This window comes from Pseudomonas sp. DTU_2021_1001937_2_SI_NGA_ILE_001 (assembly GCF_032463525.1).
In the GTDB taxonomy this organism is placed as follows: domain Bacteria; phylum Pseudomonadota; class Gammaproteobacteria; order Pseudomonadales; family Pseudomonadaceae; genus Aquipseudomonas.
In genome coordinates, this window is the sequence record NZ_CP135971.1 from 1 (window position 1) to 24,020 (window position 24,020).

20 protein-coding genes and 1 pseudogene are annotated in these 24,020 nt (G+C 64.2%); 4 read left to right on the forward strand and 17 right to left on the reverse strand.

Annotated elements, in window-relative coordinates; translation table 11 throughout:
* The first annotated feature begins 52 nt into the window (after positions 1–52).
* Positions 53–526: a DNA/RNA non-specific endonuclease gene (locus tag RRX38_RS00005; protein WP_315959658.1), complete on the forward strand. Its 474-nt coding sequence runs from the start codon at positions 53–55 to the stop codon at positions 524–526.
* 1,079 nt (positions 527–1,605) lie between these two features.
* Here RRX38_RS00005 and RRX38_RS00010 read toward each other — a convergent pair.
* From RRX38_RS00010 to RRX38_RS00020, 3 genes are all read right to left on the reverse strand, one after another.
* Positions 1,606–2,577, reverse strand: coding sequence for a biotin-dependent carboxyltransferase family protein (locus RRX38_RS00010; RefSeq protein ID WP_315961008.1), 972 nt, complete (start codon positions 2,575–2,577; stop codon positions 1,606–1,608).
* Positions 2,574–3,452, reverse strand: coding sequence for an allophanate hydrolase subunit 1 (locus RRX38_RS00015; protein WP_315961009.1), 879 nt, complete (start codon positions 3,450–3,452; stop codon positions 2,574–2,576). Before RRX38_RS00015 ends, RRX38_RS00010 begins: the two co-directional genes overlap by 4 nt.
* Before the next feature lie 150 nt (positions 3,453–3,602).
* Complete coding sequence (locus RRX38_RS00020; protein ID WP_315961010.1) at positions 3,603–4,361, reverse strand: 5-oxoprolinase subunit PxpA; 759 nt, start codon at positions 4,359–4,361, stop codon at positions 3,603–3,605.
* Positions 4,362–4,476: 115 nt separating this feature from the next.
* Between RRX38_RS00020 and RRX38_RS00025 the strand changes: the two genes are divergently transcribed.
* Positions 4,477–5,394, forward strand: coding sequence for a LysR family transcriptional regulator (locus RRX38_RS00025; protein WP_295477424.1), 918 nt, complete (start codon positions 4,477–4,479; stop codon positions 5,392–5,394).
* A gap of 11 nt (positions 5,395–5,405) precedes the next feature.
* Here RRX38_RS00025 and RRX38_RS00030 read toward each other — a convergent pair whose 3' ends face one another.
* Both RRX38_RS00030 and RRX38_RS00035 read right to left on the reverse strand, forming a co-directional pair.
* Entirely contained in the window at positions 5,406–5,564 is a 159-nt protein-coding gene (locus RRX38_RS00030) for a hypothetical protein (protein ID WP_315961011.1), read from the reverse strand.
* A gap of 66 nt (positions 5,565–5,630) precedes the next feature.
* Complete coding sequence (locus tag RRX38_RS00035; RefSeq protein WP_295477420.1) at positions 5,631–6,500, reverse strand: CAP domain-containing protein; 870 nt, start codon at positions 6,498–6,500, stop codon at positions 5,631–5,633.
* 166 nt (positions 6,501–6,666) lie between these two features.
* On the opposite strand from RRX38_RS00035, the pseudogene RRX38_RS00040 reads away from it, so the two are divergent.
* Positions 6,667–7,565 (forward strand): annotated as a pseudogene (locus tag RRX38_RS00040) (LysR family transcriptional regulator).
* Positions 7,566–7,685: 120 nt separating this feature from the next.
* Here RRX38_RS00040 and RRX38_RS00045 read toward each other — a convergent pair.
* The 11 genes from RRX38_RS00045 to RRX38_RS00095 all read right to left on the reverse strand — a co-directional run bounded on the left by RRX38_RS00045 (position 7,686) and on the right by RRX38_RS00095 (position 21,971).
* A complete protein-coding gene (locus RRX38_RS00045; protein WP_315961012.1) occupies positions 7,686–9,098 on the reverse strand; it encodes a lipid II flippase MurJ in 1,413 nt (470 codons plus the stop codon).
* Between the two features lie 9 nt (positions 9,099–9,107).
* Complete coding sequence (locus tag RRX38_RS00050; protein ID WP_315961013.1) at positions 9,108–9,929, reverse strand: acyltransferase; 822 nt, start codon at positions 9,927–9,929, stop codon at positions 9,108–9,110.
* Positions 9,926–11,341: an O-antigen ligase family protein gene (locus tag RRX38_RS00055; protein ID WP_315961014.1), complete on the reverse strand. Its 1,416-nt coding sequence runs from the start codon at positions 11,339–11,341 to the stop codon at positions 9,926–9,928. The genes RRX38_RS00050 and RRX38_RS00055 overlap by 4 nt, the downstream gene beginning before the upstream one ends.
* Complete coding sequence (locus tag RRX38_RS00060) at positions 11,341–12,441, reverse strand: glycosyltransferase family 1 protein (protein ID WP_315961015.1); 1,101 nt, start codon at positions 12,439–12,441, stop codon at positions 11,341–11,343. The genes RRX38_RS00055 and RRX38_RS00060 overlap by 1 nt, the downstream gene beginning before the upstream one ends.
* Positions 12,432–13,649: a glycosyltransferase family 4 protein gene (locus tag RRX38_RS00065; RefSeq protein ID WP_315961016.1), complete on the reverse strand. Its 1,218-nt coding sequence runs from the start codon at positions 13,647–13,649 to the stop codon at positions 12,432–12,434. The genes RRX38_RS00060 and RRX38_RS00065 overlap by 10 nt, the downstream gene beginning before the upstream one ends.
* A 2-nt stretch (positions 13,650–13,651) precedes the next feature.
* Positions 13,652–14,968, reverse strand: coding sequence for a cellulase family glycosylhydrolase (locus tag RRX38_RS00070; protein WP_315961017.1), 1,317 nt, complete (start codon positions 14,966–14,968; stop codon positions 13,652–13,654).
* Between the two features lie 4 nt (positions 14,969–14,972).
* Positions 14,973–16,151, reverse strand: coding sequence for a glycosyltransferase (locus tag RRX38_RS00075; protein ID WP_315961018.1), 1,179 nt, complete (start codon positions 16,149–16,151; stop codon positions 14,973–14,975).
* Positions 16,151–18,142 carry an exopolysaccharide transport family protein gene (locus RRX38_RS00080; protein ID WP_315961019.1) on the reverse strand — a complete coding sequence of 664 codons (1,992 nt, stop codon included), beginning with the start codon at positions 18,140–18,142 and terminating at the stop codon, positions 16,151–16,153. Before RRX38_RS00080 ends, RRX38_RS00075 begins: the two co-directional genes overlap by 1 nt.
* A gap of 17 nt (positions 18,143–18,159) precedes the next feature.
* The gene (locus tag RRX38_RS00085; RefSeq protein WP_315962741.1) at positions 18,160–18,936 is read right to left on the reverse strand and encodes a polysaccharide biosynthesis/export family protein; all 777 of its coding nucleotides are present in this window, start codon (positions 18,934–18,936) and stop codon (positions 18,160–18,162) included.
* Positions 18,937–19,074: 138 nt separating this feature from the next.
* Positions 19,075–20,532: a mannose-1-phosphate guanylyltransferase/mannose-6-phosphate isomerase gene (locus RRX38_RS00090; RefSeq protein ID WP_315961020.1), complete on the reverse strand. Its 1,458-nt coding sequence runs from the start codon at positions 20,530–20,532 to the stop codon at positions 19,075–19,077.
* The gene (locus RRX38_RS00095; protein WP_315961021.1) at positions 20,532–21,971 is read right to left on the reverse strand and encodes an undecaprenyl-phosphate glucose phosphotransferase; all 1,440 of its coding nucleotides are present in this window, start codon (positions 21,969–21,971) and stop codon (positions 20,532–20,534) included. The genes RRX38_RS00090 and RRX38_RS00095 overlap by 1 nt, the downstream gene beginning before the upstream one ends.
* A gap of 472 nt (positions 21,972–22,443) precedes the next feature.
* On the opposite strand from RRX38_RS00095, the gene yegS reads away from it, so the two are divergent.
* Positions 22,444–23,376, forward strand: a complete 933-nt coding sequence (gene yegS, locus RRX38_RS00100; RefSeq protein ID WP_315961022.1) for a lipid kinase YegS — start codon at positions 22,444–22,446, stop codon at positions 23,374–23,376.
* On the opposite strand, the gene RRX38_RS00105 is transcribed toward yegS, so the two are convergent.
* Positions 23,360–24,019, reverse strand: a complete 660-nt coding sequence (locus tag RRX38_RS00105; protein ID WP_315961023.1) for a response regulator transcription factor — start codon at positions 24,017–24,019, stop codon at positions 23,360–23,362. The genes yegS and RRX38_RS00105 overlap by 17 nt on opposite strands.
* Position 24,020: the final 1 nt, after the last annotated feature.

A 24,020-nucleotide genomic window follows, 5' to 3' on the forward strand; every position in this document is an offset into this window, starting at 1 on the left:
GGCAAGGAACGCGTCGAGTCAGGAAACCACCCTATCTGTAATTGAGGTAGATGTGTCGTCCGCCAGCAAAGGCACACCTGGATATAAAGTTCTGAATGACCCACCACCCAGCAGCCAAATCAAACTAAGTAATGGCACAGAATTTAAGACAAACTCAAACGGCTTCGTAGAAGAGCTTACGTTCAATCCTATTTTAGAGAAGGGCACACGTGATGCACGCCAAACGGCAGTTGGTAAGGAAGGGTTGCCAACAGATGTTGGAGGACACATCCAAGCTTGCCAGTATGGCGGAACCTGTGATCGCTTTAATCTTTTCCCGCAGGATAAGAATTTCAATAACTCAGCATACAAACGATGGGAAAACGGAATAAAGGGCGCATTGAATCGCGGCGAGCAGGTGGGTCCCGTGACAGTACGCTTCTCAAGGACCGACTCTACATCTGTACGCCCAAACTCACTAACAATTGATTACTCTATCAATGGCGAGAAAATTCGCAAAACATTCAAAAACGAGGCAGGTCAATGAGTATTGATAAACAGGTAGAAATTTTGAACTTGCTCTCCCAAATTATGCATAACTCCGCGCTTGGACAGTATGAAGAAGTACGATGTGAGTTTGAGCACGAAATTTATGACGATGGATGGTCGGTGTCGTCCAAGTACTCAATCGTTAGAGATGGCTCACTCCTGAGTGAATTATTGAGCGACCCTGAAGACAGGGCTTCCGAACTAGTGCACGAACTGCATATTCTTATGAAGTCTCACACGGGAGGGAATTGGAAAAAGTTTTTACTTTCCATTGACTCTTGCGGCAAAGCGAGTACTAGCTTTAAATATTAAAATCTGTAACGTTTTTCAAAAATTCTCCGATCAGGTCAGCACAACTTAAGCTGCCTGCGCTGACCTGATCGGATTTTCCCTCAAGCAATACTGATCAGTTAGGCCGGATAGGAGCGGCTTCAATCGCGAAGCGACCGCACGCTCACAACAGATGCAGTGAGTTTCCTGGCGCTTTCGCGAGCAAGCTCGCTCCAACAAGAGCCGAAGAGCTCTTAACTAACCAGTATTGCCCCTAAAGCCAATACTGATCTTTTAGACCAGAGCAATCTGATTTGGCGTCGCTTTTGCTTTTCAAACACAAAACTTACAGATACCGCTGAATGAGACTTCGGTGCAGGCCGAGGGAGGTGTCATGGAAGGGGGTAAGCCGGCAGGGAAGCCGGCTTAGGCGCACTGGGCCAGGGACGGCCCATTGCGCCGACCCCCTGGAATGGCGCCGGAAGGAGGGAAGTCTGCCCGCAGGGCAGACCCAAGCCAGGAGCAATGGCTTTTGGTTACTTTTGGTCGAAACCAAAAGTAACCCGCCGTAAAGGCGGAAAGGTGACTCAAGGGCACTGATGCTGCGGCGGGTATACCCGGTCCAGATAGCCTTCCATTCGCGAGCAAGCTCCAATGGTCTAACTGACCAGTATTGGCTTTAGCCGCGAAAGCGCCAGGAAACTCACTGCATTTGCTGCGAACAGGCGGTCGCTTCGCGGCTGAAGCCGCCTACCCGGCCTAACTGACCAGTATTGCGGCTAACGCCGCTCCCACCGGCCACATGGCTCAGCCGAACAGCCTTTCCAGGCAGGCGATGCGTTTGTGGCGGGAGCGGCGCGCCTCCAGCGCCTGCTCCAGGGTCACCTTGACGAAGCGCGCCTGCTGGTTGGGCTGCATCTGCCCGACCAGGTCGAGGTCGGCGCTGATCACCGTGCCGATCATCGCGTAGCCGCCACCGGACACCGCGTCGCGGTGCAGGATGATCGGTTCCAGCCCGGCCGGTACCTGGATCGAGCCGATGGGGTAGCAGCTGTCGACGATGTTCGACGGATCGGAACCGGCGCCGAACGGTTGCTCGCGCGGCTCGAAGCCCAGCGCGTTGGCGCCCCTGAAGCGATAGCCGATACGGTCGGCCTCGGAACCCACGGTCCAGGGGTCGGCAAAGAAGTCGCGCGCTGCCTCGGGCGTCAGGCGGTGGTAGTAAAGCCCCGGTACCACGCGCAGGGTCACTTCGCCGCCCAGGCTCTGGCGCAAAGCCATGGGCAGGCTGTTGCCCGCCCGGCCCCGGCCAGGGTCTTCACCCAGCGGCAGGCGATCGCCAGCGGCCAGGCGCCGGCCCTCGAAGCCACCCAGCGAACCGAGGGTATAGGTCGAGCGGCTGCCGAGCATCGGCGGTACAGCAATGCCGCCGGCCACGGCCAGATAGGCGCGGGCGCCGGCACGCGGGAAATCGAAGCTCAACACCTGGCCGGCCTTGACCGCGAAGGCGGTGTCCGGGTGCATGTCCTGACCGTCGAGCCGCGGGGTCATCTGCGCGCCGCACACCGCGACCAGCGCGTCGCGCTCGAACTGCAGCTCCGGGCCGAGCAGGGTGCACTCCAGGGCGGCGCAGTTGGCCGGGTTGCCGACCAGTTGGTTGGCGGCACGCAAGGCGTACTGGTCCAGTGCACCGGAGGGCGGAATGCCGAGGTGGTAGTAGCCTTCGCGGCCCAGGTCCTGCACCGAGGTGGCCAGGCCGGGTTTGAGTACCTTGATCATGGCTGTTGCTCCAGCAACGAGGTCGGGTAGCCGGCCGGGTCGGCCAGGAAGGCGTCCAGGGAGAATTCCACCGGACGGATGCGCAGGTCGAAGCGTCCCGCCTCGACCTCGGCCAGCGCCTGATCGTAGGCCGCACGGTCGATGGGCTTGAACTGCACGATGTCGCCGGGGCGGAAGAACACCATGTGCTCCTTGAGGTAGGCGAGCTTCTGTTCGGGGTCGTAGATGGGCGCCGGGGTTACGCCGAACATCTGGTAGCCGCCAGCGCCGCGCACCGAATAAATGCAGCCGAAGCAGCCACCATGGCCCAGGGTCTGCCTGGGCGTGTCGGTACGCGGGCGCAGGTACTTGGGCACTTGCAGCTGGCGTTCGCGTTCGACCATCTGGAACATGAACGGCAGCCCGGCGACGAAGCCGACCATCGACACGAACCACGGCGCGCCGCTGTGCGCGTCGATGAAGGCCTGTACGTCGGCCAGGCCGTTGATACGGGCGGCGTACTCCAGGTCGGTGGAGTCCGGGTCCTGGTGACGGTCGCGAAAGCGCATCAGCGTCTCGTGGGTCCAGGGGTCGTTATAGAGCACCGGAATCTCGATGATCCGCGTCTGCAGGGTACGCTGCGCCACGGCGCCGGCCTCGGCGCCTTTCACAGCTTCGAGCAGCGCCTGCGGGGCGATGCGGTCCGGGTCGAAACGGATCTGGAACGAGGCGTTGGCCAGGCACACGTCCAGCACGCCGTCGAGTTCCAGGCGCTCCACGGCGCGGGTGATCGCCATGCCCTTGAAGAAGGCTTGCAGCGACATGCTTTCGCTGACTTCGGCGAACAGATGCTCGTCGGCACCGAAGCTGTAGCGGATCGGTTGGTGCGTGCTCATGGGCGTGGGTCCTTGTGGCGTCCAGGGGCGCCGTACGAGGCGGTGATGATGGGGGAGGCGGCCATCTCTGTTCCTCTTCGAAGGCGGATGTAAAGGCAGGCAAGGACTGCATCCGGTCCCGGCATCGAGTGTGCCGGGTGCCGGCCGGTTTCAGTGCGGCGTGCGCACCTGGATGCCGGCGTCGTCGAGGATCTGGCGGATCGCCTCGGCAAGGTCCAGGGCCCCTGGTGTATCGCTGTGCAGGCAGATCGAGTCGAAGGTCACCGCCAGGTCTTCGCCTTCGACGGTACGCACCAGGCCTTCCTGGCAGGCCCGCAGTACCCGCGCGGCGACCACCGATGGGTCATAGGCACGCACGTTGCGGGTGAAGACGATGGAACCGCTGAGGTCGTATTCGCGGTCGGCGTAGAACTCGCGCACCACCGGCTGACCGAGTTCCTCGGCAACGTGGCAGATCACTGAGTCGGGCAGGCAGTACAGCAACAATTGCGGGGCCAGCTGGCGCAGGGTCTGCACCAGCAGGCGCGCCGCCTCTTCGTCGCGGGCCAGGTGCATGAACAGCGCGCCATGGGGTTTGATGTGCTGCAGCTCGACGCCCTGCACACGCGCCATTTCGCGCAGGGCCCCAAGCTGATAGATGATGTCGTCGACCAGCTCCTGGGCCGGTGCGTTGATGTGCCGGCGGCCGAAGCCGACCAGGTCGCGGAAACCAGGGTGGGCACCGATGCCGACGCCCAGGGCCTTGGCCCGTTCCACGGTGCGGCGCATGGTACCGGGGTCTCCCGCATGGAACCCGGTGGCGATGTTCGCCGAGCTGATCAGCGCCATCAGCTCATGATCGACGCCATCGCCGATGGTCCAGGGGCCGAAGCTTTCGCCCATGTCCGAATTGAAATCCACTTCCTTCATGAGCCTGCTCCTGCTGCTTGTGAGTGCACGCCCAGCACGTTAGATTCCGCGTTGCCCCCTTGGGAAGATTTATTAATCGAGGGGTTGTCATCTAAAAAACAGAAGGGGTGGTGCCATGTCACTGACCTTGCGCCAGGTGCGCTACTTCGTGGCCACGGCAGAAATAGGCCAGATTTCCCAGGCTGCCCTGCATTTGAATATTTCGCAGTCGGCGGTGACTACGGCGATCAAGGAGCTGGAGGGCCTGCTCGGCGTGCAATTGTTCCAGCGCTCGGCACAAGGCATGAGCCTGACCGACGCCGGTCGGCATTTTCTCAACCGCGCCTACGTGATCCTGCGCAGTGTCGACGACGCACTCAACAGCCCGTTGCCGGCGGCACGGGCCGCCGGGACCCTGCGCCTGGCGGCCAGCTACACGGTGATCGGTTACTTCCTGCCGCATCATCTGCAGCGCCTGGCGCAATGGCACCCGCAGATCGATATCCATGTCTTCGAGCAGGAGCGCGAAGCCATCGAGCGCGGCTTGCTGGAGGGGCACTTCGACATGGCCGTGGTGCTGACCGCCAACCTGACCCACCCGGATATCGTCTCCGAAACGCTGTTCAACTCCGAGCGTCGCCTGTGGCTGCCGGCCCATCACCGCTTGTATGAGCGCCCGGCCGTCAGCCTGGCCGATATTGCTGCAGAACCCTACATCCTGCTGACGGTCGATGAGGCCGCGCAAACGGCCATGCGCTACTGGAACCAGGCCGGGCAACAGCCCAACGTGCGGGTGCGTACCAGTTCGGTGGAGGCGGTGCGCAGCATGGTCGCCAACGGCAGTGGCGTGGCAATTCTCTCTGACCTGGTGCACCGCCCCTGGTCACTGGAGGGCAAGCGCATCGAAACCATGACCGTCAGCGACGGTGTGCCACCGATGAGTGTCGGGCTGGCCTGGCACCGCGAGCGCGAGCCCAGCCCGGCGATGCAGGCCCTGCGTCATTACTTCCGCGACGTGCTGCAGTCGGCGGCGTCGGTCGGGCCGCGCCGCTGATCGTAACGAACTCAGCGCTGGCCGCCGTCCGGGCGGGTGCCGGGACGCGGCTGTTCGCCCTGGCGGTTGAGGTCCTTGTTGCGCTCGCCGACTTTGCCGGCCTGGTCCGGCTTGTGCTCGAGGTCGCCGCGCTGCGACTGGTCCTGCCGGGGTTGCTGCTGCTTGCTCATGATCGTTCTCCGCAAAGGCTTGCACCTGACTTTGGGCAGCAGGGCAGGGGCAAGATTCCCGCGAATCTACTCGCCGCCGTTGCCGCTCGGCGCGCCGAACATGGCGGTCCAGTAGATGCCCGCATCGCTCTTCGGGTCGGCGGCGTAGGCGGCGCCCAGTTCACGGTAGGCCGGCGACATCAGCGTCGCGCAGTGCCCGGGGCTGGCCAGCCAGCCATCGACCACCTTGCGCGCGTTGTCCTGCCCGGCGGCGATGTTCTCGCCGATCTGCTGGGCCAGGTAGCCGGCCAGTTCGGCGCGGTCGCCCGGGGTGTCGCCATTGCGCCCCTTGTGATCGAAGAAATTGTTGTTGGCCATCGCCCGGCTGTGACTTTCGGCGGCGCCGGCCAGGCTGGTGTTCCAGGTCAGCGGCTGGGCGGCTTCGAACGACTGCGTGCCACACTGGCGGGCCTGGCCACGCGCGGTGTTGATGAAGCTCAGCAGTGCCTGGCCTTCGCTTTGCCAGTCGCGCAGACGCGAGGTCAGCAGCGGGCGGGCCAGGACGATGCGCCAGTCGCGGTTCTCGCGGCTGATGCCGATGTCGACGAACTGCGGGTCGAGCACCACCTGGCAGAAGCTCTCCTGAATGGCCTGCATCGCGGCGGCGGCATCCCGGGGCCCGGACAAGGTGATGGCCTGTACGGTGACCATCGGGTAGGACGCGCGGGTCATGGCCTGCTGCAGGTCGGTGGTGTTGCTCACTGGCATCAGCAGACGCGGATCGCTGGCCAGCGGCGGCAGCTCGGCCGAGGCCTGCCCGCCGCACGGCTGGGCCTGGCTGCGGTAGCTGTTGATCGACTCCAGTAGGCGGGTTTCTTCACTGGCCATGGCCAGCGCGCTGAACGACAGGCCCAGGTACAACGCCGCAAGCGGCACTACTTTGGATATCAAGCGCATGACTGTCTCCATTCAGCGGAATGCACATGATGCGCGATTTGCGTGGTCGCGGCGACCACTACACGACGGCTCCGGCCGGCCCGGGCCGCTGTGCATGGCAAGAGGATGCTGTCTGTCGCCGCCGCGCTTCGCGTTATCATCGTGGCCTCTGACAACGGATGACGCCATGCAACTCCCGGACCTCAATCTTTTGATCGCCCTCGACGCCTTGCTCGACGAAGGCAGCGTGGTCGGCGCCGCGCGGCGCATGCACCTGAGCCCGGCAGCCATGAGCCGCACGCTGAGCCGTATTCGCGAGGCGCTGGGCGACCCCGTCCTGGTGCGCGCCGGCCGCAATCTGGTGCCTACACCGCGGGCGCTGGCGGTGCAGGCCCAGGTGCGCGAGCTGGTCGAGCAGGCGGCGCAGGTGTTCCAGGCCCGCGATACGGTGGACATGAGCACCCTGGAGCGCTGCTTCAACATACGCTCCAACGACGTGTTCTTCGGCTCGTTCGGTGCCCGGCTGATGGATGCCCTGCGCGAAGGCGCGCCCGGTTGCACGCTGCGCTTCGTGCCCGAGGGCGTGGATGACGACGATGCCTTGCGCGAAGGACGCATCGACCTGTACATCGCCTCGCGGCGCAACTTCGGCCCGGAGACCAAGGTGCAGAAGCTGTTCACTTCGCGCTTCTGTGGGCTGGCGCGTGAGGATCATCCGATCTTTGCCGGACCCATCACGCCTGAGCGGCTGGCGGCCTATGACCATGTCAGCGTGTCGCGCGCGGCCCGATCGACACGGCCCTCGGCGCCCTGGGCCTGCAACGGCGGGTAGCGCTGATCACCCCGCACTTTCATTCGGCGATCTTTGGCGTGGCCGACTCCGACCTGCTGCTGCCCTTGCCAGAGCCGGTGATCTGGGGCTTGCAGGCTATGGGCTTGCGCATGCGCGCCTTCGACCTGCCGCTGGAACTGGAACCGGTGGAGGTGATACAGGCCTGGCACCCGCGCTTCGACAACGACCCGGCGCATCGCTGGCTGCGCCAGACCCTCAAGCGCATCTGCTCGCAGCACCAGCGCACCGCCTAGACGGCGAGGGGGTCGCGGGTAGGCGCAGCTTCAGCCGCGCAAGGCTCACCAGGGCTTTCCCGGCTGAAGCCGGTCCTACCGGTTGAACTCTTTACCGGCTAGGCGCGGCTTCAGCGAGGCTTAGGCGGCTGTTGCCCATGGCCTGAGCCAAAGCCCCAGGGCCATCAGCAGGCCCGATCCGTAGAGCGTGCTCAGGCCCAGTTGCCAGGGCACCGATTGCAGCGGGTGCAGCAGCAACGCTGCCAGGGCCATGGCCAGTGCCGCCAGCGGCCAGTGGCTGCGCCACGGCGCGACCTGGAGTAACCCCTGGCGGCGCAGCAGCAGCACGCCGGTCAGCAGTGCGCCACCCAGCGCCGCCAGAGCGATGCCGTTGACTCCCAGCCACCACGGCAACACCGCGAGCAGCACGGCATTGCCCAGGCTACCCAGCAGCTCGCAGTGAAGAGGCAGGCGCGTATCGCCATCGGCATAGGCATAGCGGGCCAGCAAGGCGTTCCAGGCATTGAACAGCAAGGGCGTGGCGAACCACGCCAGCAGGGCTGGCAACGGTCCCTGGTGGGTCTGTTGCGGCAGCAGCAGGACCACCAGCGCTCCGGCGGCGCCGATCAGCCCGGCCACTGCCGGCAGGGTCAGCAGGGTGGCGCTGGCCAGCCCGCGACGCAGCAGCGCCAGACGCGCCTGGCCGGCGCTGCCGCTCATCAGGCCCAGCAACACCTGGTTGAGGCTCATCAGCGCGATCAGCGGCAGGTTGATCAGCTTGCGCGCCAGGTTGATCCAGGTCACCGCGCCTTCACCCAGCAGCGAGGCGATCATGCGTTCCAGCAGCGCCAGGCCCTGGCTGGCCAGGTTGCTGCCCAGCAGCGGGCCGATACGCTGCAGCAGTTCCCTGACGGCACCCGCTTCGGTGTCCCGGCGCCACGGTCGCCAGCCCAGGCGATACAGGCTGGGCAGCAACACCGCCGGCATCAACAGGCTGCCCAGCAGGCAGGCCCCGGCGAGCATGTCCGGCGTGGCGGCCTGGCGCATCAGCGCCAGGTACAGCACCGGCGGCAGATTGAACAGCAGCGAACCCAGACCGGCGAGCACGAAGCGTGCATGGGCCTGCAATGGCACGCAGAGCAGTGCGTGCAGGACGAAGCCGGGTGCACACCAGGCCAGCCAGTGCAGGCTGCCGGCTGCCTGGGCGTAGCCTGCGGCGTCCAGGCCAGGGCCGACCAGGCGCACCCAGACGCTGGCGCCCAGCGCCAGCAGCAGGCTGAGCAGTAGCGCACCGAACAGCAGGCGTGGAGTCAGCGCCGCCAGCCAGCGGCGTCGCTGCAGGTCGTCGCGCTGCTGATAGAGCGGCAGGGCGGCGGCACTTAGCAGGCCGCCGGCCAGCGACATGCGCAACGCCTCGGGCAGGAACATCGACACCAGAAAGGCATCGCTCTGCGCCCCGGCGCCCCAGGCGGCGACCAGCAGCCATTCGCGGGCAAAGCCTGCTGCCAGGCCGGTGAGGGTGGCCAGGGTCAGCCACAACGTCGAACCGAGCATGGGCTGGGGTCAGTGGAACAAGGTGAACAGGCCCTTGCCGCCCACCTTGTAGTTCAGGTTGCGCGCGCGCTCGCCTTTGACCTCGGCATTCGGGCCGCTGACGATGCTGTAGGGCGCCACCGGCTTGGACACCACGCTGCCGCCACCGACCACGGCGCCTTCGCCGATGTCGGCGCCGAACGACAGCAGTGCCCGGCTGCAGATCCAGGCGTAGTCACCGATGAACACCGGCCCGCCCACCGCCCAGAACTCCGGGGCCTGCAGGTCGTGGCCGCCGGCGATGATCAGCACATGCGAGGCGATGGTCACGTGGTCACCGATGATCAGGCCGCCGCGGGCATCGAGTTGGCAGTGCCAGCCCACCGTGGTGTCGTCACCGATGCGCAGGCTGTCGACGCCCAGCACCTCGGTATTGCGCCACACCGTAGAGCCCTTGCCGATCTTCGCGCCGCCCAGGCGCAGCCAGGCCAGGCGCAGGTGGTGGCTGGGAATCTTGCAGATCAGCATGTTGTACAGCTGCTCCCAGACCCGCAGCATGCGGTCGCGCAGGGTTGGCCAGTTGATGCCGTAGAGCGGGATCAGCGCACCGCGGATCTCGCTGGCCAGCAGGCGGTAGAAGCGCCGCGCCAGTGGATGCTCGATGCGTGGCTCGATGTTCAGATAGCTGATGAACGACAGCGTCTTGTCCTTGATACGGGTTTCGAAGCACACATCGTTGGCCAGCATCCATTCATAGGCCTGCTCCAGCTCCTCCAGGCTGACGCCCATTTTCTCGGCGTATTCGGGCAGGGCCTGTCGCAGGTTGTGCGAGTGCATCAGGCGATGTTTCATGGCTGTTTTTCCTGTGCGGGTCTGGCAATGCCGGACTTGAATGACTGAATGGCCTGGATGTGCAGGCGCCGGTTCTCATGCAGGCTGATGCCGACGAACAGCCAGAACAGCGCGGTCAGAACCGGGGTGAAGCTGAAGTAGTGGTCGAACAGGCCGCTGAACAGCGCGGTCAGCACGCCACAGGTGCTGCCCAGGGCGATGGCGTTTTCGGCGGTGAGCACGATGCTGCCCTTGGGCGGGCGTACCTGTTTCCACCAGCTCAGGGTCACCGCGATGAACAGCAGCATGCCCGGCAGGCCCATCTTGTAGACGAAGTTCAGCCACAGGTTGGAGATGCCGAATTCGGTGTAGTTGGGCACCGGTGGGTCGACCTTGAAGCCGATACCGAACGGAAAGCTGGCCACTGCCTCGGGAAAGTGACTGTATTCCAGGAAGCGGATCGCGGTACTGACGTCGTCATCGGAGAACAGGCTCATGATCCGCTCCTGCAGGGGCGGATAGAGCAGCAGCAGGCCCACCCCGGCGAAGGCGCCGGCCAGCAGCAGGCGACCCAGATGCGGTATGCGCCGCCGGGCCATCCACAGCATGATCGCCATCAGGCTGAGCAGCGCGCCGCGCGAGCCGGTCAGCAGCAGGCCGACGGTGCCCAGGCCGGCGACCGCCAGTGCTAGGCTGCGCGGCCCGCCGCTGCGGGTCATGCCGAAGCAGAATGCCAGTGGCAGGATCATCGCCAGGGCGCCGCCAGCCACGTTGGGGTGCATCCAGGGTGAACCCATGCGGTCGGCCAGGGCCAGCAGGCTGCTGTTGAGCACGTCCACGCCGCTGTAGCCGAGCACGCCGAGGATCGGGATCATCGCCGTGGCCGAGCGCTCGACGAGGAACACCGGGATCGACAGCAGCAACAGGCCCAGGGTGCCGAGCATGATGGCGGTGACCGCCTGTTCCAGGGTCTTGCGCTCGTTCAGCAGACGCGGCACCAGAAACAGGATTGACAGGTTGAACAGCCAGCGCACCCAGTTGATCGGCCCGTTGCCTTCGGCCACCACCGAGACCTGCCCCACGATGAACGGAAAGGCGCTGAACAGCATCAAGGCCAGCAGCAGGCGCTCGGTGCGCATCATCGGTGGGCGTTTCGGCTGGTCGAAGAACATCGCCTGGAACAGGTAGCTGGCCCAGGTCAGCATGATCATCGCCTCGGACACCGTGGTCCGCACGCCGATCTGGATGGTCGAGTAAGGAATGAAGGTGCCCAGCACGCAGAACAGCAGCAAGCCCAGCACCGGGCGACGTACCACGGTGACGATCGACGCCATGCCTGCCAGTACCAGCAGGACCATCGACACCGGTGTCAGCCAGATCAACAGGCCGAACAGCAGGGCACAGAACAGTCCGATGGGCAGGACGAAAGGCATCAGCGCAGCTCCTCCAGAGCGGCGTGCACGCGTCGTTCGAACTCGGGGCGGTCATAGCGCAGCGACCATTCCCGCAAGTGTTGCGGGTCTTCGGCGCTGGCCGTGGACAGCACACCCATCAGGCGGATCAGCGCGTCGCCATCGTAGGGCGAGAAGCGCGGGCTGTCCGGTGGGGTGATTTCGTCCAGCGAGCTGCCAGTGGCCACGGCCACCGGCGTGCCGACGCGCAGGGCTTCGATCACCGGCAGGCCGAAGCCCTCGGCGCGCGAGGGCTGCCACAGGCGCTCGGCCTGGCGATACACCGCATGCAGTTCGGGGTCGCTCAGGCCACGCCGCACATGCAGGCCATCGAGCTGGCGCTGGTTAGGGTGCAGCACCTCGTCACCGCCGACCAGTACCAGGGCAGGGATGTGCGGGTAGCGTCGGCGTGCGGTCTGCCAGGCGTCGACGAACCAGACCATGTTCTTGCGCGGTTCGCGGGTGCCTACGCACAACCAGTAGCGCTCCGGCAGGGCCAGAGCACTGATGTCGGCCGGCTCGCCGGCAAAGCTGTCGACCCGGACCGGCACCACGCGCAGCTTCGGCGCCACCCAGGGAAACACCCGAGTCGTTTCGTCGGCACTGTACTGCGAAGGCAGCCAGACCCGGTCGGCGACCTTCAGCGAATGCTCGATGGACAACCGGTCGGTGTAGCGGTACAGGCGTGCCTTCAGGCGCGAGCCGTGGTGGTTTTCCTGGGTCAGCTGGAACAGGTCATGCAGCTGCAGCACGTACTTGAGCCCTGCGGGCTTGCGCCCCAGCGGCAGGCCCATGTTGATGTTGGCGACGTACAGTTCGATACCGGCATCGCGCAGCGCACCGGGCAGGAACAGTCCTTCGAACTTCAGGCGCTCGGGCAGGCGGTGCACCGAGGCCAGCGGTGCCGACCAGCGCGGAGCATGAATGCGCCGACGTATCGGATGGCCTTCGGGGGCGACGCCGAACAGCTGCAGGCTGGCGCCGGGAAAGCTGCGCAGCGCATCTTCCAGGGCGAAATTCTGGCGGCCAATGCCGGTGAACGGATAACCGACGGCGGCACGGTAGTCGAGTCCTATGCGCATGGGCGCGCTCCTGGGGTGGGGGGCGTGAGGCGGATGTAGGTGGCTTCCAGCTGCGCGGCCGAAACCGCCCAGTCGTGACGCGTGCGGGCATAGGCGCGAGCGGCTTCGCCGAGCTCGGCCAGGCGCAGCGGGGCGTCGATGTGGTCGGTGATCAGCCTGGCCAGCTCGGCGGCGTCTTCACTGCCCAGATAATGAACCTCGTGCTCTACGGCCAGGCCGGAAACGCCCTGCGCGGTGGTCACCACCGGCAGGCCGGCGGCCATGGCTTCGAGAATCTTCAGTTTCGAGCCGCCGCCCTGGCGCAGCGGGGCGAAGAACATCGTCGAGCGTCGCTGCAGGGCGCGCAGGTCGGGCACGTAGCCGAGCCACTCGATGCGCGGGTCGGGCCAGCGTTCGCGCCAGGATTCGGGCATGGCGTAGCCGGCGATGGTCAGGCGCACCTGCGGCTTTGCGGCCCAGACCTTGGGCATGATTTCGTCCAGCGCCCAGACCACGGCATCGACGTTGGGGGCGTACTCATAGTTGCCGATGAACAGCAACTGCTGGCCTTCGCGGTCTGGCTGCACGCTGGCGTAGTAGTCGCAATCGACGCTATTGACCACGATCGACACCGGCTTGCCACTCAGGCGCGAGAGGGCCTTGGCGTCGCTTTCGGTGACCGAGATCAGCTCACCGGCCTGACGAAACACCCGGGCCTCCCAGCGCCGATAGCGCCAGCGGTCGTACAGGGTGAAGGGCGCGAGCAAGGCGGGCAGCTTGTCGTAGCTGGCAGCGCCGAGTGCCGATTCGACGTTGTGCTCGGTGAGGATGAACGGTTTGTCGCTGGTGGCCAGGGCGCGTTCGAACGGCTGAAAGGCGTAGGTGTGCTGGATCTGGATGATGTCCCAGTGTTCCTTGAGCAGCTCGGCGAAGGTGCGCTCCAGCTCCGGGGCGTAGCCATTCACGCTGGCCAGCATCGGCGCCGGTGCGAAGGCCACGGCCAGCAGGGTGCGCAGGCTGCGCAGCGGCCGCCGGGGCAGGACGATCAGGCGCTCCAGCCAGGGCTCCAGGGCCTGGCGGCCCTTTTCATCGAGTTCGGTCTTGGACTGCACCAGCAGGGTGATGCGATGACCGCGCGCGGCCAGGTTACGCAAAAGGTGGTATTCGCGGGTCTTGCCGCCACTGGTGGTGGGCCAGGGCAGATAGGGGAGGGTCCAGAGAATGCGCATGCTCAGGGCTTCCATTCCAGAATCTGCAGGGTCGGCTTGAGCGCCAGGGTCACGCCCGCGGCGTTGGACAGGGTCGAGCGCGTGCCGTCCAGCGGGTCATGCAGCACCGCGTCGCTGATGCGTGGAAAGGTCAGCGAGCGGCCTGCCGCGCTCCAGAACATCAGCAGGTTGCTGCCGTCCGGGCGCTTCCACGACACCGCGTACAGGTCCCCGGGCACGCTGCTCACCGCAGGCGGCTCGCTCGGCAGCAGGCGCGGGCCGGTGATGTTCAGGAAATTCTGCAGGGCCAGGTACACCGGCTTGGCGTTGCCCTTCAGGTCCACCAGCCCGTAGCCCTGGTCCCTGGGGGTGGCGCGCTCGTCCAGGTCGTTGAGGTTGAACAGGAAGATGCGTTGATAGTCCATGGTGCTCATCAGGGCCAGGCGCCGCAGGGTGTAGTCGGCCTGCCCGCGCTGGCCGATGATTTCCTGCATTTCCTTGGGCCCGGCATAGCTCGACCAGCCCCATTCGGTGGCCCATACCTGCCTGACCCCGGCGTCGTGGAGCATCTTGTTCATGGCATTGCCGCGTACCAGGAAGTCGCGGTCGGCTGGCGAGTCGCCTTCCGGGTATTCGGAGTAAGGATGGTAGGCAGCGACGATGTCCTGCTGGCCGAGGCCGCTGTCGACCAGGGTCTGCAGCATATAGCCAGGCTTGTCATGCAACTGGCTGTAATAGGCCATGCCGGCGGTGGCCACCGGCTTGCCGGGCACGGCCGCACGGATGGCGTCGGTAGTGACCTTGAGCAGCCGTCCGTAGCCTTGCGGGTCGGCCTCGGGTCGCCAGACGATGTTGGGTTCGTTCCACACCTGCCAGGTGTTCACCTGAGGGTAGCGTTTGGCCAGGTCGGCCATGCGCGCCGCGAACTGCTCGAAGTCCTTGGGCGGGTATTGGTCGCGCCCCTCGTCATTGGCCGCAGCGCTGCTGGCAAAAGGCGCCGAACCGACCAGATAGGCCAGTACCTGGTAGCCGCGACGGTTCATTTCCGCCATCGCCGCGTCCACGGGCTCGAGCTTCAGCTTGTCCTTTTCCGGTTCGATGAGCGGCCAGTGCAGGGTCAGTCGTATCCACGACAGGCCCAGTTGGTCGAGGGCATCCATCTGCCGCTGGTAGACCTCGGGGCTGAAGTAGGCAAACTGTGCGTTGACTCCGAGAAAGTCCTTCCATACCACCTCGTGCGTGCCCTTGAGCACGGTCTCGGCGGCGGCCGGCGTGGCGCTGGCCAGCCCCAGGGTCAGCCAGGCGGCGCCCAGCCATGCGCTGTAACGGTGGTTTTTCATCGCATCACCTCGTCTGGCAAGCCTGGGTGAACATATCGCGGAAACGTTCTGCGGTACGGCTCCACTGTCTGGCCTGGCCCAACTGCGCGGCACAGGCTGCCCACTGTTCGGCCTGTTGCGGCTCGCTGCAGATACGTGCCAGGGTCTGGGTCAACGCCGCGACGTCACCCTGTGGGTAGAGCGTGCCGTTGCCGTGGGAGACTTCCTCGGCAAACGAGCGGGCGTCGGAGGTGATCACCCCGCGCCCGCAGGCCACCGCCCAGGACAGCGCGCCGCTGGTGCCGCGCAGCTGGCCGAGAATCTTCAGCTTGCTCGACTCACGGTAGGGCAGGACCATCACGTGGTGTGCCTGGATGACCTGGGCGATCCGGTCGGCGGGCAGGTCGAGCTGCCAGTCGATCAGGTCGGTCAGGCCCAACTGGCGCATGCGCTGGCGCAGTTCATCGAGGTAGCTGCCCTTGGCGCCGAAGGCCATTTCCGGTTCGCTGCCGCCGGCCAGGGTCAGGCGTACCCGCGAACGCAGTTGCGGATGACTGACGAACAGCGCCGCCAGGGCGTCGAGCAGGTCTTCGATGCCCTTGCCCCGGTAGATGAACCCGAAATACAGCAGGCGCAACGGTTGTAGCGGCGGCAGCGGCGCTGGCGGGATTTCCAGGTTGCCATGGTTGATCACCACCATCTGCTCCTCGCGCAGGCCCATGCGCTGGCGCAGGCTCTGGCTGCCGGCCCGGGTCAGGGTCACCAGGCACGTCATGCCACGTGCCAGTTGGCGCTCCTCGCGCAGGCACAGTGGGTCGGCCAGCACCGTCGCGGCTTCCGGTGCAGGCGAGGGTAGACGGCTGGCCAGCGAGAGCGGCCAGGGCAGTTTCTCCAGGCGCCAGACCAGCCGCTCGGGATCGTGCACTGTGGCGGTCAGCGGCAGTTGCGGACACCGCTCGCGCAGGGCCTGCAGGGCTCGAAACTCGGCAAGCCGCCCGCCACCCAGCTCGGCATGCACCAGGTCGATGCCGCTCCAGTCGTGGCTGGCCACCCGCTGCCGGGCCAGCGCCGGGTCGTTGCCGACGCCCTGTAGCGGCGTGAGCACCTCTACATCCAGCGCCTGCAGGGCATTGCGCAGATGCCCGGCGTAGTCGGCGATGCCGTTCTGCTCCGGCGGCAGCGGGGCAATCAGGACGATACGCATCAGCCGTGTCTCCGGATGCGCTTGAAGAACTTCAGCACTTTTTCAGGCACTTCGAAGCGGCGGCGGTTGATGATGATGCCGTCGACATGCTTGAAGGCGGTGGTCAGGGTGGTGAGGGCATCCTCGAACATCGGTACGGTGGTCTGTTCGGCGCGCACCACCAGCACGATCAGGTCGGCTTCGCGCAGCAGCACGAAAGCCTTGTCGTTGGCATATAAACCTGAGGCGTCGATCATGGCGATTTCGCCAGGCAGCGCCGGGCCGGGGCCCTCGGTGCGCACGGTGTGGCCATGCTCGCGGAGCATGTCGGCCAGCCGTTCGATCACGAAGGTCACGCCCTCACCCTTGTGCGCCGAGGTGAAGCCCAGCGCCAGGCCTTCCTGTGCCACCTGTTCCAGCGGCAGGATGCCGTAGAGTCGGTGCAGATTGGAGGTAAAGGCTGCTTGCCGCTCCTGGGCGTGCTCCAGGTCGGGAAGGCTGGTCCATACCGGTACGCCGAAACGGCTTTCGATCTTGTCGCCGTCATGGATGCGCTGGTCCAGCAGGTAGAAGAAGTACAGTGCCAGCAGACCCACCAGCAGGCTCAATGGCACGGCCAGGATGATCATGAGCACGCTTTTCGGAAAGACCCGGCTGGGGTTGAAGGTGGCTTCTTCGATCAACGCGATGTTGCTGATCTGGCTGTTGTCCAGCTCACGGTCGATACGCGCCTTCTCCAGGCTGTCGGTGTACAGCGCATAGCTCTTCTCGGCGGCATCCAGTTCGTTTTGCAGGCGCGACAACTCGGGCTCCAGGCTCAAGGCCAGTTGCCGGTCGCGTTCCAGTTGCGCCAGCTGTGCGTCCTGTTCGGCCAGTTGCGTCTGCAAGCGGGCGAAGCTGGCCTGCTGGTCGGCATACACGTTCTGCATGCGGTTGTAGATCGGGTTGGGGGTAATGCTTTCAGAACGCTGGATGGTCGCGTCCTGCTCCTTGAGCAGGCGCTTGAGGTTGTCGATTTCTTCGCTGATCGCACGCACCGGCGGCGCACTGTCCTTGAACGAACGACGCATTTCCTGGCGCTCGACTTCCTTGCCGTTGATGCGGTTCTGCAGGTCCTGGCGGTTGGGGTTCAAGGCCAGTTCCCGACCTGCCGACACTGTCTTGGGCTGGGTGGCCAACTGTTTCTTGAGGGTTTCCAGGCCCGCCTTGGTCGAGGCGATGGCGCGTACGGTATTGTTGCGCTCGGTCCGCAGGTCGTTGAGGCCCTGCGAGGTATCGGCCAGGCGCTGGGCGATGCTCACCGCGCCCAACTGGTTGAGGTAGGCCTGGATCTGCTTCTTGTAGGACAGGATGTTGCCTGCGGTTTCCTTCACCTCGTTATCGAAGAAGGTGTACAGGCTGATGCGTCCCAGGGTCTTGGTACGCTGCAGTTGGTATTCCTCGATCCAGTGGCGCAGCACGTCCTGGGCCACCGCCGGGTCGTCCCAGGTGAAGGTCAGCTCCATCACAGAAGAACCCGGGTCGTGCCGGACCTTGAAGCCTTTTTCCAGGTTTTCGGCCAGGCGATCGACCTGCGAACGGCGTTCTACCAGGCCAATGATCTCCAGAAAGCGGTGCCCGGTGTCGAGCACTGCATACACCGAGCTCTTGAGCAGGTTCTTCACCGTGTTGATGAAGCCGCCCTCCTGCTGGGCTTCGGACATTTTCGCCAGGTAGCGTTCGGCGACCGTGCGGGTGATCGGCCGGCCGGTAAGCATGCGCTCTTCATCCAGCAGTGGGTCGCGCAGGGCGCTGGGCACCACGATGGCCTGGCGGTTGGACAGTTCGATCGGCACGGTGCTGCTGTCACGACCGGGCTTGACCAGCAGCAGGGCGGTGGACTCGTAGCGGTTGGGCAACAGGAACGCGCCGAGGACGACGATGACGAAGGTCACCATCACCGTGACCTGCACTTCGCGCTTGAAGATGAAGAACAGGCGCAGCAGGTCGCGAAAGGAACGGATGTTGATCATGTCTGATTCCCTGACGGTTAGTTGTTGTTGCGCAACTCGTAGTTCAAGCCCAGGCCGATCGACTTCGCGAAGGGGATCAGCTGGTTGAAGTACAGGTTGACACCGTCGACCTTGTTACCGACCGAGGATTTGGGAACGAAGACCACATCGCCGCGCTGCAGCCACACCGGGCCGCGCGGAGCTTCGGCGGAGGCCCACAGGAACTTGCTGTAGTCGAACAGGTAGGTCTTGTACAGACCGTTGTCTTCCAGGCGCAGCAGGGCAACCTGGCGTGCATCGGCATCCGGGGCTACGCCGCCAGCGCCGACGATGGCCTGGTCCAGGGTGGTGGCCACGCTCACCGGCAGTGACGCCGAATTGCGCACCGCACCACCGACGAACACGGTGTTGCCCGGTGCCTGGGAGATGTTGATGGTCAGGGCGGTCTCGCGGTACACGTCCTCCAGGCGGGTCTGCAACTGTCGGGTCAGCTCCGGCACGGTCAGGCCGGCGGCCTGCACAGTGCCAATGTACGGATACGAGAAGGTCCCGTCGTTGAGCACCTGGAACAGCGTCAGCTCGTAGATCGAGTTGGCCGTAAACGCTGAGATGCTCGGTGATTCGCCGGTATTGCGTACGATGCGCAAGGTGTCGCCCGCGCGGATCTTTTGCGCCGGCAGCGGTTTGCCTTCCAGCTGCCGCCCGGCGGAGCGAGCGGCGTCGACCACTGCCTGGTCGTCAGGAAGGCCGACACGGGCGGGGGTGTTACACGCGCCCAGCAGCAAGACACCGGCTACCAGCAGCATGCTCTTGATGAGCCCTGAACTTCTCTGTTGCATGAGTACAGCTCCCTGACGGGGAAAAACGATCATGCCGGCCTGAAGGGCCGATTCCATTTCTGCAACCCGGCTCCCGTGCCATGTGGCGCGGGAGCCGCTATCCAACCGCCAGGGTCAGGCCTTGCTGGCCTGGGCCGGCACTCGTCCGTAAATATCGGTGAAGCGCACGATGTCGTCCTCACCCAGGTACTCGCCGCTCTGTACCTCGATCATCACCAGGTCGATGACCCCCGGGTTGACCAGGCGGTGGGTATGCCCAGGCTTGATGAAGGTCGACTCGTTGGTGTCGAGCATGAACTCACGGTCACCGTTGGTGACCTGCGCCATACCGCTGACCACGATCCAGTGTTCGCTGCGGTGGTGGTGCATCTGCAACGACAGCGAAGCCTGGGGATGCACGACGATGCGCTTGATCTTGAAGCGCTTGCCTTCCTCCAGCACCGTGTAGGTGCCCCATGGGCGGGTCACGGTACGGTGCAGCCGGTAGGCTTCGTGGTCCTGGCGCTTGAGCTCCTGGGCGATCAGCTTGACCTCCTGGCTGCGCTCGCCGTCGGCGACCAGCAGGGCGTCGGGGGTGTCGATGATGATCAGGTTGTCCAGGCCCACCGCACCGACCAGACGCTTGGGCGAGTCGATGTAGCAGTTGTGCACATCGTGCAGCACGGTCTGGCCGTTGCACTGGTTGCCGTTGCTGTCGGCGGGCGTCAGCTCGCGCAGGGCCTGCCACGAGCCGATATCGCTCCAGCCCAGCTGGCAGGGCACGACGGCGACCTTGGCCGAGCGCTCCATGAGGGCATAGTCGATGGAGATGTCTGGCACCTGGGCGAACAGTTCGTTGTCCATTTCCACCTGCAGTTCGTTGTTGCCCTCCTTGCTGGTGCTCTTGTCCAGGCAAGCGCTGACCGCTTCCAGCACATCCGGAGCGTGCGCCTGCAGCTCGGCCAGTACCACATCGGCGCGCAGGCAGAACATGCCGGCATTCCACAGGTGCAGGCCGCCATCCACATAGGTCTGGGCGGTGGCCGCATCGGGTTTTTCGACGAAGCGCGCCACCTGGTAACCGTCGCCGTTCAACGCCTGGCCCTTCTCGATGTAGCCAAAACCGGTTTCAGCCTTGTGCGGCAGGATGCCGAAGGTCACCAGCCAGCCCTGTTCGGCGAGCTGGCGGGCGCTGGCGACTGCGTTCTTGAACGCTTCTGTGTCGACGATCAGGTGATCGGCCGGAAGGATCAGCAGCTGGGTGTCGGCGCCATACAGCCGCGATACATGCAGGGCTGCAGCGGCAATCGCCGGCGCCGTGTTGCGCCCCATCGGTTCGAGGATGAAATCCAGCTTCGTACGATTCTTGTTCAGGGTGCGGTAGTCATCCACCGTGCGGAAGTACACTTCGCGGTTGGTGACCGTGAGCAGGCGACCTACGCCAGGCAGGCCGTTGGCGCGGTTGAAGGTCTTCTGGAGCAGGCTTTCACCGTCGGGAAGGCGCATGAACGGCTTGGGCATGGCTTCGCGAGAGACTGGCCAGAGTCGGGTGCCTGAACCACCGGCGACGATGCAGGGGATGAGGGTGCTCATCAATAGACCTCTCGGTTGAGTAGCACTGCCGGAACAGTGCGGATGAGGATGTAGAGATCGAACCAGACGGACCAGTTTTCTATGTATTCGAGATCGAGTTCGACGCGCTTCTCGATTTTTTCCACGGTGTCTGTCTCACCCCGGTAGCCCTTGATCTGCGCCAGCCCGGTGATACCTGGCTTGACGCGATGGCGTGAGGTGTACTCCTTTACCGCTTGTTCGAAGAGAATGCCGGCCGCTTTGGTCGCCGTGGCATGCGGGCGCGGGCCCACCATCGACATGGTGCCGGCCGCCACGTTGAACAACTGTGGCAGCTCGTCCAGGCTGGTCTTGCGGATGAAGCGCCCGACCCGCGTGACCCTGGCGTCGTGGCGGGTGGTCTGTTTTTCCGCCGTGGCATCGGCCTGGTGCTGGTGCATGGAGCGGAACTTGAACACTTCGATGAGGCGATTGTTGTAGCCGTAGCGCTTCTGTCGGAACAGCACCGGCCCCTTGGAGTCGAGTTTGATGGCCAGGGCGATCAGCAGCATCAGGGGCGACAGGGCCAGGATCGCCAGTGACGACAGGACGATGTCTTCGGCGCGCTTGATGAACGGCGACCAGCCGTTGAGCGGTACGTCCGAGGCGTTGAACATCGGCAGTTTGGCGACTTCGGTGATGCGGTTATGGGTGTGCCGGAAGGCGATCATGTCTGGCACCAGCAGCACTGTGACCGGCAGGCGGCGCAATTCGCGGATGATGTAATCCATGCGATTTTCCGCCGTCCAGGGCAGGGCGACCAGCACTTGGGTGATCTTGTCCTCGCGGATCAGTCGCTCCAGGTCGCCGGTGTTGCCCAGCAGCGGCAGGTTGGCGACCGTCTTGGGCATGCGGCCAATCCGGTCGTCGATGAAACCGATCACCCCGGAGCGGATATCCTGATGCTCGACCAGATACTCGGCCAGGCGCAGACCGTTCTCGGTGGCACCGAGAATCACCGCCGTCTGCAGGAACACGCCCTTTTTCATCTGGCGCTTGAACATCAGCAGCATCGCAAGGCGCAGCACACACAGCAGACCCAGGGTGGCGAAGAACCAGATCAGTAGCTGTTCCGGTGTGAAGAATCTCAGGACGCCCATGAAGTACTGCAGCATCATCAGCAGGCCGAAGGCGGCGATCCAGGCGAAGAGGATCATGCGCAGGCGCAGGGCATTGCTGAACAGGGCTTCCGAGTACACACCCAGGGCCTGGAAGATCAATACGCTGAGCCCGCCGTAGACCAGCAGGATACCCACCTGACTTTTGTCGACGGCATCGTTGCCAGTCATGGGTTCGAATGCCAGCCACAACAATCCGGGCAGGATACAAGCCAGGCCATGAGCCAGGCGGATGCCCAGCAGGAAATACTCGACCAGACTGGTACGGGTCAGGGAAAGGCTGTCAACGGGCTGCAACCGCATGCTGTTCACTCACTGCTTCAGATCCATGTTTCACGTGTCGCTCCATGCTCGCCTGGCGACTCTGCCTTTACGGGTCAGAAAAATACCGTTGTGTTTTTCTATCGCCGTGGTGCCGATTCGTTGACGCTGCGTGGGATTTTTGACGTCTTGTTGTCGCAGCACTCTGCGCATTCGTCTTATCGGCGTATCGAGTGAGTCCTTGATTCTATTCAGAAACAGTCATGACAAGATTTTTTGTCAGTAAAGCGCATGCCACAGCAAAGCGGGAGTGTCGTGGCCAGCTTTTTTCACGGCGTAGAGCGCTCCAGCTGCTCGTAATGGCCGTTTGCCCAGTGTTTACGGGCTTTACCTCCCATGACCTTCAACGAAAAAAATCTGCAGGCAGCGAGTGATTTCCTTTCTGTCGGGGTCATAGCCTGAACCGGGCCACCTGCGACAAGGGATGGCGGGCGAATGACGATAGGGGAGTGTCATGGCAAAACGCAGGGCGATTCTGATTCTTCACGGCAAGCAGTCGCTCAACGAGCAGGTGCGCGAAGCGGTGCAGCGCAAACGCGACCAGGGTTGGGAACTGGATGTGCGTCTGACCTGGGAGGCGGGCGACGCACAGCGGCTGGTGGGCGAGGCGCTGGCCGCCGGACATCGGCAGATCGTCGCCGGTGGCGGTGATGGAACCTTGCGCGACATCGCCGAGGCCCTGGCGTTGAGCGAGTACGGGGCCGAGCCGCCGAGCCTGGCTATTCTGCCGCTGGGCACGGCCAATGACTTTGCCCGGGCCGCCGGTGTGCCTCTGGAGGTCGACGACGCGCTGGACCTGCTCGATGTGCCACCGCGTGCGGTGGATCTCGGCGCTGCCGATGGCCGCTTGTTCCTGAACATGGCCACGGGCGGATTTGGTAGCCAGGTGACCGCCAACACGTCGGAAGACCTCAAGAAAGTCCTGGGTGGTGCGGCGTATCTGTTTACCGGTCTGTCGCGTTTCAGTGAGCTGCACTCGGCGTATGGGGAATTGAGCGGGCCGGATTTCCACTGGAGCGGTGAGCTGCTGGCGTTGGGCATCGGCAACGGTCGACAGGCCGGTGGTGGGCATGTTTTGTGTCCTGGCGCGCTGGCCGATGACGGCTTGCTGGACGTCAGTATCCTGCCTGCGCCCCAAGAACTGGTGGGAACCTTGAAGGGACTGCTGGCCGGCGGGCTGGGCATCGAGAACATGTTCATACGTGCCCGCCTGCCTTGGGTCGAGCTGAAGTCTGCACAGGGGCTGGATATCAACCTCGATGGCGAACCGCTGTCTTGTCAGCAGTTGCGCTTCGAGGCCAGGCCGGCGGCGCTGCGCGTGCACCTGCCGGCCAGTTCGCCGTTGCTGGGTGGCAGCGAAACGCCCTGGCTCAGTCGTCCAGACTGATGATCCGCTCGCGCACGCAGTACAGCACCAGCCCGGCGATGTCGTAGATCTGCAGGCGTTTCATGATCTGCGCACGGTGGGTTTCCACGGTCTTGATCGACAGGTCCAGGCCGTTGGCGATTTCCCGGGTCGACTTGCCGCGCACGATCAGGCGCAGGATTTCCAACTGGCGGGCGGTCAGGTTGTGTTGCCGCTGCGTCGTCACGTTGGCGGGTAGAGTGCCGCCCAGGGCTTGGTTGATCACCGTGTGGGCGATGGCCGGGCTGATGTAGCGCTCACCATGAAGCAGGGCGCGCAGGGCCTGTTCCAGCTCGATGATCGAAGTGTCCTTGAGCAGGTAACCGTGCGCACCGCCCTTCAGGGCACGCATGATCAGCTCCGGGTCGGTGTGCATCGACAGGATCAGCACCTTGCTTTGCGGGCGCATCAGCAGCAGCTGGCGCAGGGCATCCAGGCCGTTGGTGTGCTTCATGGAGATGTCCAGCAGGATGATGTCCGGCTGCAGTTGCAGGGCAAGTTCGCTAAGGGCGGCGCCATCGTCGGCTTCGCCGATCACGCTGAAGCCTGGTATGTCATTGATCATGGCGCGAATGCCGGCGCGGATCAGTGAGTGGTCATCGATCAGAAGTAATGTGCAGGTCATG